Annotated in this window: 9 protein-coding genes; 5 read left to right on the top strand and 4 right to left on the bottom strand. The window is 68.9% G+C overall.

Going from position 1 to position 17582, the window contains the following annotated elements:
* Nucleotides 1-40: 40 nt before the first annotated feature.
* Nucleotides 41-3637, bottom strand: a complete 3597-nt coding sequence (metH, locus tag DAT37_RS24360) for a methionine synthase (RefSeq protein WP_109527112.1) — start codon at nt 3635-3637, stop codon at nt 41-43.
* A gap of 215 nt (nt 3638-3852) precedes the next feature.
* Here metH and DAT37_RS24355 point away from each other — a divergent pair, with 215 nt between their 5' ends.
* Nucleotides 3853-4737, top strand: coding sequence for a PAC2 family protein (locus DAT37_RS24355; RefSeq protein WP_109527111.1), 885 nt, complete (start codon nt 3853-3855; stop codon nt 4735-4737).
* A gap of 57 nt (nt 4738-4794) precedes the next feature.
* Here the strand turns inward: DAT37_RS24355 and DAT37_RS24350 are convergent, their stop codons facing one another.
* Complete coding sequence (locus tag DAT37_RS24350) at nt 4795-5139, bottom strand: hypothetical protein (protein ID WP_109527110.1); 345 nt, start codon at nt 5137-5139, stop codon at nt 4795-4797.
* 451 nt (nt 5140-5590) lie between these two features.
* On the opposite strand from DAT37_RS24350, the gene DAT37_RS24345 reads away from it, so the two are divergent.
* The 4 genes from DAT37_RS24345 (at nt 5591) to DAT37_RS24330 (ending at nt 14342) form a co-directional block, all read left to right on the top strand.
* On the top strand, nt 5591-6730 hold the full coding sequence (locus tag DAT37_RS24345; protein ID WP_109527109.1) for a hypothetical protein: 1140 nt from the start codon (nt 5591-5593) through the stop codon (nt 6728-6730).
* 295 nt (nt 6731-7025) lie between these two features.
* A complete protein-coding gene (locus tag DAT37_RS24340) occupies nt 7026-8564 on the top strand; it encodes a TIGR02677 family protein (RefSeq protein WP_109527392.1) in 1539 nt (512 codons plus the stop codon).
* A 37-nt stretch (nt 8565-8601) separates the two neighbouring features.
* The gene (locus tag DAT37_RS24335; protein WP_109527391.1) at nt 8602-9990 is read left to right on the top strand and encodes a TIGR02678 family protein; all 1389 of its coding nucleotides are present in this window, start codon (nt 8602-8604) and stop codon (nt 9988-9990) included.
* Nucleotides 9991-9992: 2 nt separating this feature from the next.
* The gene (locus DAT37_RS24330; RefSeq protein WP_109527108.1) at nt 9993-14342 is read left to right on the top strand and encodes an SbcC/MukB-like Walker B domain-containing protein; all 4350 of its coding nucleotides are present in this window, start codon (nt 9993-9995) and stop codon (nt 14340-14342) included.
* A 13-nt stretch (nt 14343-14355) separates the two neighbouring features.
* Here the strand turns inward: DAT37_RS24330 and DAT37_RS24325 are convergent, their stop codons facing one another.
* Together DAT37_RS24325 and DAT37_RS24320 are read right to left on the bottom strand one after the other, a co-directional pair.
* Complete coding sequence (locus DAT37_RS24325) at nt 14356-15111, bottom strand: thioesterase II family protein (RefSeq protein ID WP_109527107.1); 756 nt, start codon at nt 15109-15111, stop codon at nt 14356-14358.
* A 49-nt stretch (nt 15112-15160) separates the two neighbouring features.
* Nucleotides 15161-17203, bottom strand: a complete 2043-nt coding sequence (locus DAT37_RS24320) for a helix-turn-helix transcriptional regulator (protein WP_109527106.1) — start codon at nt 17201-17203, stop codon at nt 15161-15163.
* Nucleotides 17204-17582: the final 379 nt, after the last annotated feature.

Below are 17582 nucleotides of genomic sequence, written 5' to 3'. Positions count from 1 at the left end.
GGGCCGCGCGTGTATCGAGTTCACCCGCGGCCCGGCGGTGTCAGGCGTTGAAGTACTTCGCCTCGGGATGCAGCAGCACGAAGGCGTCGGTGGACTGTTCGGGGTGCAACTGCAACTCCTCCGACAGCACGACGCCGATCCGGTTGGCATCGAGCAGATCCACCAGCTTCGCGCGATCCTCCAGCTCCGGGCACGCGCCGTAGCCGAAGGAATAGCGCGCGCCGCGATAGCCGAGTTTGAAATAGTCCGCCACGTCGGCGGGATCGGATTCGGCGACCGCGTGTCCTTCCAGCACCAGTTCCTCGCGGATCCGGCGATGCCAGTACTCGGCCAGCGCCTCGGTCAACTGGACGCCGATGCCGTGCACCTCGAGGTAATCGCGGTAGTTGTCGGCGGCGAAGAGTTCGTTGGCGAAATCGGCGATCGGCTGCCCCATGGTGACCAGCTGGAACGGCAGCACGTCCACCTGTCCGGCCTTCTCGGCCTGTTCCCTGGAGCGGAGGAAGTCCGCGATGCAGAGGAAGCGATCGCGCTGCTGACGGGGGAAGGTGAACCGATACCGCTGCGGCGCGCCGGGATCCGGTTCGGTCAGCACGATGACATCGTCACCCTCGGACACCGCCGGGAAATAGCCGTACACGACCGCGGCATGTTGCAGCACGCCCTCGGTGGACAGCCGGTCGAGCCAGTACCGCAGCCGCGGCTTGCCCTCGGTTTCCACCAATTCCTCGTAGCTCGGACCTTCGTCGCCGCGCTGACCACGCAGGCCCCACTGTCCGAGGAACAGCGCCCGCTCGTCGAGCAGACCCGAATATTCCTGGAGCGAGAGTCCTTTCACGACCCGGGTGCCCCAGAACGGCGGAACCGGCACCGGCAGATCGGCCGCGACATCGGACCGCTCAGGCACCACGACCGGCACTTCGGCGGCCTTGCGCTTCTCCGCGATGCGCTTGGACCGCTCGTGGCGGGCCTTGCGTTCGGCCGCCTTCTCCCGTTCGGCGACGGCCTGCGGACTGTTCGGATCGATGCCGCCGCCGCGTTTGACGGTCATGATCTCGTCCATCAGGCGCAGACCCTCGAAGGCGTCGCGGGCGTAGTGCACCGCGCCCTCGTAGACCTCGGTGAGATCGTTCTCGACATAGGCGCGAGTCAGCGCGGCGCCGCCGAGCAGGACCGGGAACTGATCGGCCACGCCCTTGGAATTGAGCTCCTGCAGGTTCTCCTTCATGACCACCGTCGACTTCACCAGCAACCCGGACATGCCGATCACGTCGGCCTTCTTGTCCACGGCGGCGTCGAGGATGGTCGCGATCGGCTGTTTGATGCCGAGGTTGACCACCTCGTATCCGTTGTTGGACAGGATGATGTCGACCAGGTTCTTGCCGATGTCGTGCACGTCGCCCTTGACGGTGGCCAGGACGATGCGCCCCTTGCCCGAATCGTCGGTGGCCTCCATATGCGGTTCGAGGTAGGCCACCGCCGTCTTCATGACCTCGGCCGATTGCAGCACGAAGGGCAGTTGCATCTGACCGGAGCCGAACAGTTCGCCGACGGTCTTCATCCCCGACAGCAGCGTCTCGTTGATGATCCGCAGCGGCGGAACCTCTTTCATCGCCTCGTCGAGGTCGGCGTCCATCCCGGCCTTCTCCCCGTCGACGATGCGCCGTTCCAGCCGGTCGAACAGTGGCAACGCGGCCAATTCCTCGGCGCGCGAGGCACGCGAGGACGATGTCGACACCCCTTCGAACAGGCCCATGAGTTTTTGCAGCGGGTCGTAATCCTCACCGCGGCGGTCGTAGACCAGATCCAGCGCGGTTTCGCGCTGTTCCTCCGGGATGCGCGCCATCGGCAGGATCTTCGAAGCATGCACGATCGCCGAATCCAGGCCCGCCTGCACGCATTCGTTCATGAAGACCGAATTGAGCACCTGGCGCGCCGCCGGATTCAGGCCGAAGGAGATATTCGACAGCCCGAGCGTGGTCTGCACCCGCGGATGCCTGCTCTTGAGCAGTCGGATGGCCTCGATGGTCTCGATGCCGTCGCGGCGCGACTCCTCCTGGCCGGTGCCGAGGGTGAAGGTGAGGGTGTCGATGATGATGTCGCTCTCGAGCACGCCCCAGTTCTCGGTGATATCGGCGATCAATCGTTCGGCGATCTCCACCTTCTTCTCCGCGGTGCGGGCCTGGCCCTCCTCGTCGATCGTCAGCGCGACCACGGCGGCGCCGTGTTCGGCGACCAGTCGCATCGTCTGCTGGAAGCGCGAATCCGGACCGTCGCCGTCCTCGTAGTTCACCGAGTTGACCGCACAGCGACCACCGAGGTGTTCCAGCCCCGCCTCGAGCACCGGGGTCTCGGTGGAGTCGAGCATGATCGGGAGGGTCGAGGACGTGGCGAGGCGGCTCGCGAGGGCCTCCATGTCCTTGGTGCCGTCACGTCCGACGTAGTCGACGCAGAGATCGAGCATATGCGCGCCGTCCCTGGTCTGATCCTTCGCGATATCCAGGCATTTCTGCCAATCCTCGGCCAGCATGGCGTCGCGGAATGCCTTGGAGCCGTTGGCATTGGTGCGCTCGCCGATCATCAGGACCGAGGCGTCCTGCTGGAAGGGGACCGCCGTGTACATACTCGACACGCTCGGCTCGTGCTCGGGATGCCTGCGTTCGGTCGGCGGGGCGAGGGTCGGCTCGACCTCGCGGACCGCGGCCGCCACCTGCCGGATGTGTTCGGGTGTCGTACCGCAGCAGCCGCCGACCAGCGCGAGACCGAATTCGGAGACGAAACCGCGCAGCGCGACGGCGAGTTCCTCCGGCGTGAGCGGGTATTCCGCGCCCTTGGCGCCGAGTACCGGCAGACCCGCGTTCGGCATCACCGACACCGGCACCTGCGCGTGCCGCGACAGATGCCGCAGGTGCTCGCTCATCTCGGCCGGGCCGGTCGCGCAGTTCAGACCGATCATGTCGATACCGAGCGGTTCCAGCGCGGTGAGCGCGGCGCCGATCTCACTGCCGACCAGCATCGTGCCGGTGGTCTCCACGGTGACGTGGGTGATGATCGGAATCCGGCGGCCCAGGCGCCGCATGGCCCGCCTGCTGCCGGTGACGGCCGCCTTCACCTGGAGCAGGTCCTGGCAGGTTTCTATCAGGATGGCGTCGGCGCCGCCGTCGAGCATGCCCAGCGCCGATTCGGTGTAGGCGTCGCGCAGCGCGGCGTAGGGCGCGTGGCCGAGGGTGGGAAGTTTGGTGCCGGGGCCCATCGAACCGAGGACGTAGCGGGGTGTGCCGTCGGCACCGGGCCCCATCTCGTCGGCGACCTCGCGCGCGAGCCTGGTCCCGCGTTCGGACAGATCGCGGATCCGGTCGGCGATGTCGTAGTCGGCCAGGTTCGGCAGATTGCAGCCGAAGGTATTGGTCTCGACGGCGTCGGCGCCCGCTTCGAAATACGCGCGGTGGATGGCGCGCAGCACGTCGGGACGGGTGTCGTTGAGGATCTCGTTACAGCCCTCTAGCCCGCGGAAATCGTCGAGGGTGAGGTCGGCGTCCTGCAACATGGTGCCCATCGCGCCGTCGCCGATGACGACACGCCGGGCGAGCGTGTCGAGAAGCGTGGTATCGAACGCAGAGGAATCGGGCACAGACATGGCTACAAGCCTAGTAGGCGGGCCCGACAGTCCAGGCAGCTACGTCTGTCGCCGAGGGTGTCCGCGTGGGCGACGCCACACCGCGGCGGGCGGTGGGTCTGTAGTACCGGGAATGCTTCGGACCGGAAAATTTTCAGTAAGAGGGTATCGGGGGGAACGGGAAAACCGATCGCGTCGTGTACGCGCCGATCCATCACAGACATTAGGCTGACCGGGTGAACCCCAGTGAAACTCCCGATTCGGAACTGCCGACGTTGCGGGATCCGGTGCTGGTCGCCGCCTTCGAAGGCTGGAACGACGCGGGCGACGCCGCCAGCGGCGCCGTCGAGCATCTGGAACTGATCTGGGACGCCGAACCGTTAGCCGAACTCGATTCCGAGGACTACTACGACTACCAGGTCAACCGTCCGACGGTGCGCCAGGTCGACGGTGTGACCAGGGAAATCCAGTGGCCGTCCACCATGCTCTCGGTCTGTTCGCCGCCGGGAAGCGACCGCGACATCGTGCTGCTGCGCGGTATCGAACCGAATATGCGCTGGCGCAGTTTCTGCGCGGATCTGCTGGAATTCATCGAGCAGCTCGGCGTGCAGACCGTCGTGATCCTGGGCGCGCTGCTGGCCGACACACCCCATACCCGCCCGGTTCCCGTCACCGGCTCGGCGTACAGCAAGGAAGCGGCCGAACGCTTCAACCTCGAGCAGACCCGGTACGAGGGGCCGACCGGGATCACCGGCGTCCTCCAGGACCAGTGCGTCAAGGCCGGGGTGCCCGCGGTGTCGTTCTGGGCGGCGGTGCCGCACTACGTCTCGCAACCGCCCAATCCCAAGGCGACCATCGCGCTGCTGCACCGGGTGGAGGACGTCCTCGATATCGAGGTGCCGCTCGGCGAGCTGCCCTCCCAGTCCGAGGACTGGGAGGTCGCGGTCAACGAGATGACCGTCGGCGACGACGAGATCAGCGAATACGTGCGCTCGCTCGAGGAGCGCGGTGACGCGGCGGTCGATATCAACGACGCGATCGCGAAGATCGACGGTGACGCCATCGCGGCCGAATTCGAGAAGTACCTGCGCAGGCGCGGTCCCGGTAGTTTCGGGCTGTAATCGATTCCGGTCACGACGATCCCCGCGTCGGCGCGGGGATCGACCGCTCCCCTCGATTCACTCGGTTCCGGTGGCGACCACCTCGCGGACGAGTTCGGCGTTGTCGACGGTCCATACCCGCGCCGCCGCGTCCTGCGCCAGTTTCGCGATGAGGATGTCACGCGGAATCGTCTGGCCGGCAAAGTGATCCAGTGACGGCACCACGACGTGGTGCGCGTCGGCGCGGCGCAGTTCGGCCGTGAGTTCCGCGAACGCCGTGCCGTCTCCCGACGTCGATTCATGGAATGTCGCGGCGAAACAGAGCCCTTCCGCACGGGCGAGCGTGCTCATCGCATCCTCGAGTTCCTCGCCGTGGCCTTCGGCGAGATCGTCGCGCACGTATCCGTAGATCAACGCTTCCACCCGAACCTCCGTTGGATTGGGTCGCTGTTCTGTTCTTCGGATCACCCCGAGGTTGCGCGCTGCCCGGCGACGAGGCGTAGACGAAGCTGTGTACCGCGGGCGCCGCGCACGGCGGAGTTGGAGCACACGGTCGAGCACTACCCGGCACGGCACCGAAACCCGGTGCCGCAGCAAACCGTAGAGCCTGGTGGCGAGGCCGCCTACAGTCCTGCGAATCGGGGTCCGGCCGTAGGGCTGGCAACCTGTCCGCTCCCTTTACAGGATGTCGGACGCAATCGTGCAAATGCAGATGTCAACCCAGTGACATCCACTTGCCCTATCCGGTCCACCAATCGTTAACTGGTGCGATACTACAGGCGTGGCCATAGGTGACGATCGTCCCGTCTGGGCTGTCCGAATGCGTTCCGAACGTGATGCGAGGGGGTGGTCACAGGCAGATGCCGTCCGCGTGATGCGCGCCAAGGCATCTCATAATCTGCCGACGGACAGTACGCTGCTACGTAACTGGCGACGTTGGGAGTCGGGCGAATCGCGCCCCGACGATTTCTACGCTCCCATCATCGCCGCCGCCTTCGACACCGTAACCGCCGCTTTCTTTCCCAAGGCCCGGCCGAGCCGCGACGACGAACTGCTTTCGGCCACAGGCATGGACACCGTCGAGTTCATCGGCAGATTGCGGATGTCGGATGTGTCCGCGGCGACGCTGGACGCGATCCGCATCACCGCCGAGCGACTGTGCTGCGAATATCCCGTCGCCGACCCGCACGCGCTGCACGCCGAGGGCACCTCGTGGCTGCGCCGGATCACCTCGCTGCTGGACGGCAGGCTCACCCTCGCCCAGCATCGCGAGATCCTGGTGCTGGCCGGATGGGTGGCCCTGCTCGTGGGCTGTGTCGACTACGACCTGGGCAGGCGCACCTCCGCCGAGGCGACCAGGCGCGCCGCGCGCTCGCTCGGCGAAGAGGCGGACCATCCCGAAATCGTCGGCTGGGCAGCGGAGATGGCGGCGTGGTTCGCACTGACCCAGGGCAATTACCGCGGCGCCATCGAGGCCGTCGACACCGCACCGCGCGGTGCGGGCAACCTCGGCGTCGAGGTGCAGCTGGCGGCGCAGCGCGCCAAGGCGTGGGCCCGGCTCGGTGATCGCCGCGAGGTCGAGCGCGCGCTCGACACCGGACGCGCGGTACTCGAGCGGCTGGTTCATCCGATCGATCTGGACAACCATTTCGTGGTGGATCCGCAGAAATTCGATTTCTACGCCATGGACTGCTGCCGCGTCGCCGGTGAGGACAAGATGGCCGAGGTCTACGCCCGCGAGGTCATCCGCACCTCGACCAACGCCGACGGCTCCGTGCGCAATCCGATGCGCATCTCCGAGGCGCACCTCACCCTGGCCGTGGTGGCGGTCCGTGACCGCGATCTGGAACGTGCCGTGGCGGAGGGCACCCGGGCATTCGCGGGCAAACGTCGCTCGCTGCCGTCGCTGATGTGGATCGCGGGCGAGACGGCGCGCGAGATCATCGCACGGTATCCGGGAGATCCCGGCACCCTGGCCTACCTGGATCAACTGCGTTCGATATCCACGGAGTAGCGACCGACCGGTTTGAACACCGGCGCAGTCGAATTCATCGCCCGTCGACGGCGGCCCCGCGTGCCGGGGACCGCCGTCGACCGATGCGGCGCACGGCGAGATCGTCCTCGTCGAGGACGGCGACGTGAAATATCGTGAGGCGTGGCAACTCTCGAGCATCCAGCACGAACAGGGCGCACAACCGGACCCCGGCCACGCCGAACAAGGGACCTTTCGCGCGGGCGGCGACCCGCCCGCTACTACCCTGTTCCCGGTGACCGACTCCGCCGAAGGCCCGATCAGCGCCGACACCGCCATGCTGGACGAGCGGCTGCGGCTGTTCTCGTTCGCGACGGCCGAGAAGCGCGCCGAATACCTGTGGGTGCTCCGGGCCTTCGACAGCGCCCGCGCCGCGTACGTGGTGCTGCTGCACGCCGACGATGTCGCGGAGTGGATCCGCCGCGAGAGCGGCGTCGAGAATCCGCCGCTGACCGCCGTCGACATCGGCCCGTTGCTCGACCAACTGCACCAGTGGGGTGTGTTGGAACGCAGCTACGACGGGACCAGGGCCGCGACCCTGGCCGAATACCGCAACCGGCATTACGTGTACCAGTTCTCGCAGGCCGGATTCCAGGCCTTCCGCGCGGTGACCGGCGTGCTGGAGGCGCGTATGGACGAGGCGGCGCTGTCGCGGCTGCTGCTGCCCGAACTGCTCGCGGACCTGCGGGCCCTGGCCGAGGCCAATCGCGGCGGCGACGCCGAACGCGTCTATCGGACGCTGCGCAGGCTCGACGCGGCGCTCACCGATATGGCCGCGCGGGCGGCGCATTTCTATCTCTCGCTCGGCGATCTGGTCAGGACCACCGAGATCACCCCGGAATCGTTTCTCGCGCACAAGGACGCGCTGCTGGCGCATATGCGGGAGTTCAGCACCGATCTGGCCCGGTTCGCGCCGCGGCTGGCGGAAGCGATCGGCGAGATCGAGGAGACCGGCGTCGACGAACTCGTCGAACGCGCCGCGAGCTGCGATGAACGGGTGCTGCTGAGTCTCGCCCAGCGGCGCGCGGATTGGCGGGCCCGATGGCAGGGTCTGCGCACCTGGTTCGTGGCGGCGGATTCGGTGAAACCGGGCGACACCGAATCGACCGAGGCCGACCGCCTGCGCGAGGCCACCATGAGTGCCATCGCCGCGGTGCTCTCGCTGCTGCGGCGCGTGACCGAGACCCGCCGGGGCGGGGTCAGCAGGGAATCGGCGCTGCGGCATCTGGCCGGATGGTTCACCGCCGCGCCGAGCGCCGACAGCGCGCACGCGCTGTTCGACGCGGTCTTCGGGCTCGGACGTCCGCGTCACCTGGCCATGGAACATCCCGACGCCGACATCATCCCGGCGACCAGGTCCTGGTGGGACGCACCGCCGCTGGAGATCTCGCGCACCCTCGCCGAAACCGGCAGGACGCCGAGCCCGGGCGCACCCGCCAGGATCCAGCGCAACGACGCGAGCATCCGCCGACTCCGGCAATCGCAACTCGACGCCCAGCGGGTCCGCGCCGAGGCCGCGAAATCCCTCGCCGCCGCCGATCTCTACGACCGCGAACTGGACGAGGGCGAGACCGAGGTGCTGCTGCGGCTGCTCGACGCGGCCTCGACCGCCTGGGTGCCGGTGAGCGGGCGGGTCGCCGGGACGACGGGCTCGGAGAGCGGGGTCACCCTCACTGTCTCCGAACATCCCGGTTCCACGGTCGTACGCACCGCGCGCGGACTGCTGCACCTGAACAACCGCAAACTCGAGGTGCGCCCGGGACGGGCACGGACTCCCGCCGCACACGGGGGTCGACCGGACGGGGGGACGCGATGATCTCGCTCGTTCGCGAACTATCCAGGGGCCGCGCATGATTCACGCACGCCGCATCGATGCGCTGGTCCTGGACAACTATCAGCGCGCCGCCCGGGTGATCCTGGCCAACCACCTGATCACCAGAAGCTATCCGGATCGCGTCGCGCTCCCGCTGATCCGCCGGTGGGCCACCGAACTGCGCGAGGATCTGGCCGAACTCTTCGGCTACCGTCTCGAGGTCACCGAGACCACGGCGCGCCTGTTCCCCGTCGCCGACCGATTGGATCCGGGGCGACCCGCCCGCACCGTCAACGACCGGATCTTCGACCGTCGCCGCTACGCCTACCTGGCCCTGGCGCTGGCCGCGCTCGGCCGCGCGGGCGACCAGGTCACCCTGTCGGAGCTGGCCGAGCAGGTCGCCGCCTACACCGGGCGCATCGACGGTCTGGAACTCGCCCCGGACCGGGCGGGCGACCGCGACGCCTTCGTCGACGCGGTCGGCTGGCTCGCCACCCGGGGCGCGATCACCCTGGCCGACGGCGACGCGGGCGGCTGGGCCTCGGATCCCGAGGTCGGCGAGGCGCTCTACGACATCGACCGGCCGGTGGTCTTCGCGCTGTTCCGGCCGCCACGCGCTCTGCAACATCTGCACAGCGTGCGCGGACTGCTCACCGAGGACAGCCCCGCGAGCGGGCGGCCCACCGACGACGCGGCCCGCCGGGTACGACGCACCCTGGTGGAACGTCCGGTCGTCTACGCCGCCGAACTGCCGCCGCAGGAGCGGACACTGCTCGCGCAGGAGCGTGTCGTCGCGGAGGTGGAACTGTTCACCGGGCTGAAAGCCGAGCGAAGGGCCGAGGGGGTCGTCCTGATCGACACCTCCGGGCGGCTGTCCGATATCCGCTTTCCCGGAACCGGAACCCTGGCGCAGGTCGCGCTGCTGCTCGTCGGCGAGATCGCCGACCGGGTACTCGACATCGACAATCCGGTGCCACGACGTCGGTTCGTCCCCGAGTCGGAACCGACGCTGGCCGGGCAACTCGACGACGCCATTCCCGAATCCACGGTGTTCGTGCCGCTGGCCGATACCCCAGCGGACTCGTCATCCGACGACGACCGGCCCGAGGACGACTTCGCGGACACCGAACCCGAGACCTACCCCTTCGTCGACACCGGCTGGGTGGGCGAGACCGTACAGGCGCTGACCGACCGCTACGGTGTCACCTTCGCCGCCCAGTGGCAGGCCGACGTGCCGGGACTCACCGCCGAGGTGGTGGCATTGCTGCGACGGCTGCGCCTGGTCCGCGACACCACCGACGGCCTGCTGGTGCTGCCCGCGCTGGCCCGCTATCGCGGCGCGGTCGTCACCGTACGCACCCGCAGGGCCGAGGAACTGTTCGTCACCGCCGCCGACACGGTCGGCGGCACCGGCACGGAAGGGATCTGAGCATGTCTGTCATCCACGGTGGAGTGCGATTCATCCCGACCCGCGCGGGCATCGTCAACCTCTGGGACTACCGGGACCAGGAGTTCTGCTTCGCCGACGGCAGGCTGGTGTTGCGCGGCCCCAACGGGTCCGGCAAGACCAAGGCGCTGGAGGTGCTGTTCCCGTTCGTCCTGGACGGGCGGATCGAACCGCGCAGGCTCAATCCGTTCGCGGGCGAAGAGCGCACCATGAAGTCGAATCTGCTCTATCGCAAACAGGAATCGGCCTACTCCTACGTCTGGATGGAATTCGCGCGCGGCGGGTGGCACGACCCGGAGACGGTCACCATCGGCATCGGCATGCGCGCGACGCGGTCCTCGGACAAGGTGACCCGCTGGTATTTCGTCGCCGACGGGCGGGTCGGGGTCGATTTCTCCCTGATCGGTCCCGACGACCGGCCCTTGACCCGCAAACAGCTGGCCGAACAGATCGGCACCGACGCCATCGTCGACCGCCCGGTCGAATACCGGGCCGCCATCGACGCCCGCATGTTCGGTCTCGGCGCGCAGCGCTACGACCAGCTCATCAATCTGATCCTGACCCTGCGGCGTCCGCAGCTGGCGAAGAATCTCGACCCGCGCGGACTGTCGCAGGCGCTCACCGACGGCCTGCGACCGCTCGACGAACAGCTGATCCTCGACGCGGCCCGCTCGTTCAGCGATATGGAGGAGGTCGGTCGCACCCTGGAGGGGCTGGTGCAGGCCGACAGCGCGACGCGGGCTTTCGTCGGCGTCTACCGCAAATATCTCGGGGTGCAGGCCAGAACCGATCTGGACCGGGCGCGGGCCAGGCTCGACGCGGTGACCCACGCCAGTACCGCCCTGTTCGCCGCCATCGCGTTGCGGCAGCGCAGGGACGCCGACCGCACCGGTGCGCAGGCCCGCGCCGACGACGCCGACCGCGCCTACGAACAGGCCATGACCGACCGCGAGACCCTGCAACGTTCCAGCGCCTACGAGGGCAAACAGCAACTCGACGACCTCGCCGACGCCGTGCGCAGACTCGAGACCTCGGCGAGCGTGCACGGGGACAAGGCGCTCAAGGCGGCGCAGACACTCGATCAGCGCGCCCAGGAAGCCGAACGTGCCAGCGCCGCGGTCACGAACGCGGCCGCCGCGCTGGCACGGGCCGAGGACGAATTGCGCGCCGCCGCCGAGGAGGCGGGCATCGACTGGACCGCGCCGTCGGCCGAGGCGCGGGCCGATACCCTCACCGCGACCGTCCGGGCGCGGGCCGAGGAACGCGACGCCGATGTGCGCGCGGTCAGGAAGTCGCTCGGACTCGTGGAATCCGCGGTGGCCGAACGGACCAGGGCCGAACGACTGGCCGAACGCGCGGTGCGGTTGCGCGAGGCGGCCGACGCCGAGGTCGCGGCGGCCGAGGCGGCCGTGGAAGTGGCGCGCGGAGATTCGGCGACGGCGCTGCGCGCGTGGTGGGAGCGACATCGCGAGCTCTACTCCACCGTCGCGAAAGATCTGCTGCGGGAACTGGATTCGGCACTACGCTCGGCCGGTTCCGAGGATGCGGCGGGTGTCGCCGAGGTGCTGGCCGAACGGGCCGAACCGCTGCTCGACGAGATCCGCGCCCGGCGAAGCGATGCCGCGGCTCGGCGCAAGGCAGCGCGGGAGCGGCACGGCGAATCGAGTGCCGAGCGCGATCGGGTGGCCGCGCAGCGCGACGACGCTCCGCCCCCCGGTGCGGCGCGCGCCGATGTCAGGGACGGACGTCCCGGCGCACCGCTGTGGCGGCTGGTCCGCTTCGCCGACGACGTCGACCCGGCCGCCGCCGCGGGGATCGAGGCCGCGTTGCAGGCCGCCGGACTGCTCGACGCGTGGATCTGCGCCGAATCGGAGATGCCCGGCGACTATCGATCCGACCATTTCCTCGTCGCGCTGCCGCCCGCCCTGCGGCCGACCGGGCGCACCCTCGCCGATGTGCTCGTGGTCGAGGACGGCTTCGACCGATCGGCGGTGCCGAAGCGCGAAGTCGCCGACGTCCTCGCCTCCGTCGCGCTGGACGACTCCCCCGTCGCGCCCGGCGCGGGTTCCGACGCCGATCGGACCGACGCGGCTTCCGACGCCGACCGGCCCGACGCGGGAACCGACAACGACCGGCCACACACGGCATCCCCCAACGACCGGCCCCATCGGGGATCCGACGCCGACGGAGCCCGCACCGACACCACGATCGGTTCGACGGGCGGTTTCCGGCAGGGTGTGCGGATCGGCCGTCACCACAAACCCGACGCCGAATTCATCGGCGCGACGGCGCGCGGCCGTCGGCGCGAGATCCGTCTCGCGGAATTGACGGCGGCGATGGACGCGGCGAACGCCGACGCGCGTCGCGCCGAAGCCGACGCGGCGAGCGCCGAAGCCGAACTCGCGCGCCTCGGCGCGGCCGCGAAGGCGCTGCCGCGACCGTCGGCTGTCACCGGCGCCCTGCGCGCGGTCTCCGAAGCCGCGGGCATGCTGCGGTCCCGTTCCGAAGCGGCGGCGCAGGCCGAACGCGACCTGGACCGGGCCGTCGCCGACGCGGCCGCCGTCGAGAAGAAGTCGCGGGCCGTCGCCGCCGAACATCGCGCACCGCGCGAACCGCGCGAGATCGACGCCCTCGCCGCCGCGATCCGGCATTTCGAGAACAGCGGCACCGGTCTGCTGCGCGTGCGCGCCGACTACGAGCGCGAACGCGAACGCGAACGGGAGGGCGCGGACCGCCACGACGAGGCGCGCGAGGTGGCCGAGGCGTTCGCCGAGGAGGCCGAGGCGGCGCAGGCCGGTTACCAGGAGCAGTTACGCAAACTCGACACGCTGCGCGAGGCGCTCGGGGCGGGCGCGGCCGATATCGACCGTGAACTCGAGGCGGCGCGGCTGCGCATCGAGGCCGCACGCGCCGAGCAGAAGGCCGCGCGCAAGGCCGCGAACGAGGCGATCGAAGCGGTCGGCGACGCCGAGGCGGCCTACCGCACCGCGCACGAATCCCTCGGCACCGCGCTCACCGAGGTACTCACCGACGTGCGCGCGCTCGCGCCCTACGCCCAGCCGGATCTGCTCCGGCTGCTCGGCGCGCCCGACGACCGCCGCTGGCCGAGCAGTGACGCGGCATGGTCGACGCCCGAACAGCTGCTGTACCGGATCTCGCAGGCCGGGCCGGAAGCCGAGCCTCGGGTACTGCCGGACGAGGTGGCCGAACTCTTCGACGATCTCACCGTCGCCACCGCGTCGGTGCGGGCGGGCGAGGCGGCCCGCAAGTCCACCCGCAGCGCGGTCACCACGGCGTTGCAGGAATTCGACGCCGCACTCGCCGCGTCCGGACGCGACTACCGGCTGCACTGGGACGCCGCCGACGGACTCACCGTCGTCCAGGTCTACGACGAGAACGGCGTCTCGGCGCTCGCCGATTTCGCCGGCCGTATCGATCGGGCCCGCCACGATCAGGAACTACTGCTCACCGACGCCGAGCGGCGCATCCTGGAGGACGCGCTGCTCACCGGCCTGGCCCAGCAGATCCACGAACGCACCACCGACGCCCGCGAACTCATCGGGCGGATGGGCGCGGAGATGAAACAGCGCCGTATGTCCTCGGGAAACACCATCGGCGTGCACTGGGTGCTCGCGGACAGTCTGTCCGATGCCGCGCGCGCCATGTGCAAATTGCTCGACCGCGACGCGTCCGCCCTCGGCGCCGAGGACCTCGCGACGATCCGCTCGCATTTCGCCGCCGAGATCCGGGCCGCGCGGGCGGCGCATCCGGAGCGTTCCTATCCCGAGATCCTCGCCGCCACACTCGATTACCGCACCTGGCGGGTGTTCTCGTTCACGTTGCTCTCCGCCGACGGCAGCGAGGACAAACTCACCGTGGCGCGGCACAGCGCGCTTTCGGGCGGTGAGCAGTCGGTGTCGCTGCACCTGCCGCTGTTCGCCGCGGCGCACGTGATGCTCGATTCGGCCGATCCGCAGGCCCCGCGCCTGCTGGCGCTGGACGAGGCGTTCGCCGGTGTCGATGACAACGGGCGAAGCGAATTGCTCGGTCTCAGTGTGCAATTCGATCTCGACCTGTTCATGACCGGCTACGACCTGTGGATCACCTACCCCCACGTCCCCGGATGCGCGCACTACGACCTGGCCCATTCGGCCGCCGACAACACCGTCAGCGCGACGCTGCTGGTCTGGGACAGCGGCGAACTGCTCGCCGAGCACGACGGCACCGATCTGACCGCCGCCCTCGGCTCGCCGGACCGGCGTCGTGTTCCCAACACCATCGAAGGTGGTCTGCCCCTCGACGATATGCCGGGCGCCACGGCGCCGGTCGGCTGAGCGATCCGAACGACTACCCCCGGTGATCACCCGGTTCGCCCGTCCCGACGGACAGTCGCGCGCCGAGCAGCTCCGCGACGGCGTCGAGTTCCTCACCGAGGTAGAAGTGGCCGCCCCGCAGCACGTGGGTCGTGAACTCCGCCGTGGTGTGCCTCCGCCATGCCTCGACATCGGCGCGGGAGACTCGGGGATCCCGGTCACCGACCAGAGCGGTGATCGGATAGTCGACGGTCACCTCGGCCGGGCACCGGTACGTTTCGACCGCACGGTAATCGCTGCGGATGACCGGCAGGTACAGCGCCGCCGTCTCCTCGTCGTCGAAGACTCGCGTGTCGGTGCCGCCGAGAGCGCGCATCTCGGCGACGATCGCGCGATCCGACCGTTGATGGACGGTCTCGACCCGGATCACCGACGGGGCGCGCCGCGCCGACGCGAAGAGCACGACCGGCGCGCCGCCGGGGAGCCCTCGCGCGACCTCGAAAGCCTGCGCCGCGCCCATACTGTGCCCGAACAGGATCGTGGGTCGGTCCAGCCATGTCGACACGCTCGGCAACACCGCCTCGGCGAGTTCGCCGATCGACTCCAGGCGCGGTTCCCGGTAGCGCTCCTGCCTGCCCGGATTCTGCACCGCCAGCAGTTCGATCGCCGGTGGTAGTTTGCGCGCCAGTGGGGTGAAGTAGTTCGCCGACCCACCCGCGTGCGGAAAACAGATCACCCGCGCCGCCGGATCGGTTCGTGGCACCGCGCGCCGAATCCACTTGTCGCTCATCGCCGTATCCCGCCGACACCCGGCGCGCCGCGGCGGCCACGCGCGGCGGTCATCGGACCTCGCGTACCGGGGCGAGGTCCGTGGCCACCAGCACGGCAACCAGATCGGAGCGGCGCGCGACACGCAATTTTCGGTAGACGCGCGTGAGGTGCTGTTCGACGGTACTGGTCGTGATGTGCAGCTCCTTGGCGATATCACGATTGCGCCGACCCGCGGCGGCCAGTTCGGCGACCTTCAGCTCGGCCGGGCTCAGGGTGTCGAGAGCGCGCGGCGGCTGGTCCAGCGACACCAGCATCGGCGCGCTCTCACCGCGCGGCCCGGCCAGCCGGATCCGCAACGGTTCGGCACCGCACTGCTCCGCCAGTCGGGTAGCGCGCCGATTCGCCGCGCGTGCCCGATCACGTTCGCCGATCGCGTGGTAGGCGTCCGACAGTGCCGCGAGCGCGGTCGCCAATTCGAGCTGATTTCCCCCGCTGTTGGCGATCGACACCGACTGACGTAACAGCGCGACCTGATCCAACACCGGACTGCTCGCCGCTATCAGTCGCACGGACACCCCGGCGGTGCGATGTCGATCGACGCCGCCGATACGGTCGAGATGGGCACTCGCCCAGCGCCGTGCGTTACGCGGTTCCCCTAGTCGCAGATACAGTTCGGCCAGATCGTTGCGCCAGGCCACCAGCCCGGGGATATCCATGTTCCAGCGGCGCATCCGCTCGCCGCAGCCGGAGAAATCCTCCAGCGCCTGATCGTAGGCGCCGACCGCCATGTGGTAGTGGCCGCGGGCATGGAGGAATTGCAGGCCGATCCGGGATTCGAGCACGCTGTCGGGTAGCGCGTGATCCAGGTAGGCGGCAGCCTCCCGGTATCTGCCCGCCGCCGTGGTCGCGGCGACGAGGCTGGCCACCGCCAGTCCGGTGTAGGTACCGAGGTTTTCGCTGTTGATTCGCCCCACCGCACCCGACGCGCGATCGATGGCAGCGTGCAGATTGCCCTCGCGCACCGACATCGCCGATCGCCAGATCGCGAAGATCGACTGCCAGGTCGGCGCCCGTCGGGCCGCTGCCTCCAACACCAGGGCTTCGCACCAGGAGGTGGCCACGTCGAGCTGATCGCTGTAGGTCAAGCAGTCCAAGGCGATCAAGAGCGCGCCGAAGGTTTCGTCGTCGAGCCGGTGACCGCGCAGCATACGTTGTGCGGCCGCCACGGCCCCGGCGCTCGCGCCGTTGGTCAGTACGTCGATCAGCAGCCGCGCGGCCTCGACGTCCGGCTCCGTACGCACCGCCGACGCCGACCCGCTCCGAACGGTCGTGCGGTCCGGTTCCGGCGCCGCCGCACGCCCCTCGAGCACACCCGGATAGTTACACGCCAGCCACTCGTTCATCGCCGCGAGCCGCGCGGGTCCGGTGGCGTCGCCGCCGTCCGCGGCCGCGTCGAGTTGATCGAGCGCCGCGGCGGCCTCTTCCGCGCGACCGTGCCACAGCAGGTACCGCGCCACCATCGGCACGCACTGCGGCGGTATCAACCCACCGCGCAGCGCCCCGATCAACCGGCCGAAGCTGCGGCCCGAGGTCGACGGGCTCAGCCGCCAGCGCACCACCGCCAAGGTCGTCAGGATGATGGCCCGCTCGTCGTCATCGGCCAATCGGGACGCGAGTTCCAGATAGTCCACGGCCCTGGTGATCTGATCGTCGGCGATGGCATCTCCCGCCGCGGCCCGCAGCAGCGAGACCGACCACGGGAAACGTGCGGTACCCGCGCTCACCAGGTGATCGGCCACCCGCATGGCGGGCGCACCGCCCGCGTGCAGCACACCCGCCACACGATGATGCATGCTGGTGCGCACCATCAACGGCGTCTCCCGCACCACCGCCTCACGGATGTCGCGCCGCCGAAAACGCGAATACGCCACCAGGCCCGCCTCGGTGAGTTCCCGAATCACCGCCCGCACCCACACCGGATCGGCGTCGAGCACTTCCGCGTGGATGCGGCTCGCGGTGGGTTGATCCACCACGGCCAGCAACTGCGCGACGCGCAACCGATCCGCACCGTCGTGGCTCAGGTAGGCCAGCGCCGACCGAACCGTCCACACAGAAGACTGCGAGCTATTTCCATTCGATGAAAACCGACCGTTTGAAATTGTTTTCGATGAAATATCATCCGCACTTACCCAATCCACATCGCGGAGATATTCCGATACCTCGGCGGACTGTGACCACTTCTCAACGGCACTCAAAGCGCACCTCGTTCGATCCAGCGCAACAACCGAATGCCGCGCCCGGGCAGGATATTAGCCCCGGACATCATTGTCCCCACCTGACTCGATCATAGCCCCGGCGGAGACCTCGGCAACTCGACCGCTTCACCAATTAGTGTGGTGCACAACACATTTCATAAGCGGGAATAGACAACGTAAGAATCACTAGGGTGGCGACGATCCGCGCACGACCGAAAGGAGTATCGACATTGCC

The sequence above is a fragment of the Nocardia aurea genome, assembly GCF_003123685.1.
GTDB classification, from domain to species: Bacteria; Actinomycetota; Actinomycetes; order Mycobacteriales; family Mycobacteriaceae; genus Nocardia; species Nocardia aurea.
This window is presented reverse-complemented; position numbering and strand designations above follow the sequence as displayed.

Coding starts and splice junctions, on each gene's coding strand:
- DAT37_RS24345 (WP_109527109.1), top strand. CDS start 5,591: ATGCGCGCCAAGGCATCTCATAATCTGCCGACGGACAGTACGCTGCTA.
- DAT37_RS24340 (WP_109527392.1), top strand. CDS start 7,026: ATGCTGGACGAGCGGCTGCGGCTGTTCTCGTTCGCGACGGCCGAGAAG.
- DAT37_RS24325 (WP_109527107.1), bottom strand. CDS start 15,111: ATGAGCGACAAGTGGATTCGGCGCGCGGTGCCACGAACCGATCCGGCG.
- DAT37_RS24330 (WP_109527108.1), top strand. CDS start 9,993: ATGTCTGTCATCCACGGTGGAGTGCGATTCATCCCGACCCGCGCGGGC.
- metH (WP_109527112.1), bottom strand. CDS start 3,637: ATGTCTGTGCCCGATTCCTCTGCGTTCGATACCACGCTTCTCGACACG.